We start from the raw sequence: 1,429 nt of genomic DNA, 5'->3' as shown, positions 1-1,429 counted from the left end.
GCGGGGCCGGGCGGCGGCAGCGAGGCCTGCGGCATGGCGTCGTCTTCGTCGTCCAGCGAGTCGAAATTCGGCATGCGGTCGCCGGGGCGATATTCGGCCGGCGCGCCATAGCCCGGCGCCTGCTGGACCGGATAGCTCTGAGCCTGCACGAGCGAGGTTCCCGCCGCAGCGACTGTTGCGGCAGCGCATATCGTCAGAAAATGTTTGATCATCATCGCTCTTGTATAGCCCCCGGGCCCCATCAGGACCGTTAACGGCCAGATGACCGAAGATAGCGGCACATTCAAGACATATCAGGCCGATTTGCGCCGGATTTGCCGATTTGTGATCCGCAAGACTACCGTTGCCCCGTTGCATCACGGGGCGGAAATCGCATCGCGCCGTCAGTTGCCGGAGCTTCGGCCCCGATTTTAAGGGAACGGGCCGAAATCGTTGCGGTATGTTCGAATCAGCCTGATTCGTCACCGCTTTGCGCTCCAAACTCCGCGTGGCGAACGCGGCAAGCAGTACCGTCACCGCGTTCAGATGGCTCTTGGGTCCCGGCCGCCACCCGCCGGGGCGGAAATTCGTAACCCGTCCGATGCTTCCCGGCTTTCGCTTCCTGCTTGCCGCGATCCTGCTGTCAACCTCCATCCTGGTGTTCGGCCTAGGGGCTGCCGCGCTGCTGCGGGCGACCCATGAGCAGTATGTCAGCACCCCCTCCTGGCGGAACGGTCCGCAGGAGCAGGTCTTTGCGCAAGCTCCCGAGCCGGCCCAGCCGGTGCTCGCTGCGCTGCGGGCGGATCCGGAGGCGGCTGCCGAGCCCATGCCGTCACTGCGCGACTGGATGCCGACGATCGGACTGCCTGCGAGCGAGTCCGAGCAGGCCGCTGCGGCGACGACCGAGACCGACACTCAGCCGCAGCCCCCTCAGGCCACCCCTCCGGCTGCCGAACCGGCCAAGGCTGAGATCGGGGCTGAGATCGGGACTGAGATCAAGGCTGAGGTGAAGGCCGAGACCAAACCCGAGATGATCGTGGCGGCCGCCGCGCCGACCGACACGCTCACCCCCGCGGACAGCACGGCAACGATCCCCGAGGCCAGACCTGCCGCGACCGTCCCCGAAGCACCGCGAACCGCAACGACGGTGCTGGCATCGCGTGTGGCGGACATTGCCGCGGCCAGGATGGCCGCGCTGAACGATCTCACCCGGGCAAAGACCAAGGCCGACAGCAACGCGTCCAAGCCCCGTGCGAGCAAGCCGAAGAAGCGCCACCGCATCGTGCGGCGTCCGCCGCCTCAGCAGATCAACCAGGCGCTCGATCCGTTCGGACGGCCGCAGCAGACTTTCGCAACGACGACCACCGCGCGCGCACGCTGAACTTCACCTCTTGCGGGGAGACAGCCCCCTGCGCGATTATTTCACGCCGGCCCGGTCGCGACCGGCGGG

The 1,429-nt window shown here is 66.9% G+C and carries 1 protein-coding gene and 1 pseudogene; one reads left to right on the top strand and one right to left on the bottom strand.

Translation table 11 applies throughout. The features are described 5' to 3' along the window. Positions 1-212 (bottom strand): annotated as a pseudogene (locus A5906_RS43865) (L,D-transpeptidase); the annotation flags it as partial. 368 nt (positions 213-580) lie between these two features. Here A5906_RS43865 and A5906_RS05235 point away from each other — a divergent pair. Beyond that, on the top strand, positions 581-1,360 hold the full coding sequence (locus tag A5906_RS05235) for a hypothetical protein (protein ID WP_080134210.1): 780 nt from the start codon (positions 581-583) through the stop codon (positions 1,358-1,360). The last annotated feature ends 69 nt before the right edge of the window (positions 1,361-1,429 follow it).

Origin of the sequence: Bradyrhizobium sacchari, assembly GCF_002068095.1 — a bacterium.
GTDB lineage: Bacteria > Pseudomonadota > Alphaproteobacteria > Rhizobiales > Xanthobacteraceae > Bradyrhizobium > Bradyrhizobium sacchari.
The sequence above is the reverse complement of the archived record's forward strand: the minus strand, read 5'-3'. Positions and strand labels throughout refer to the sequence as shown.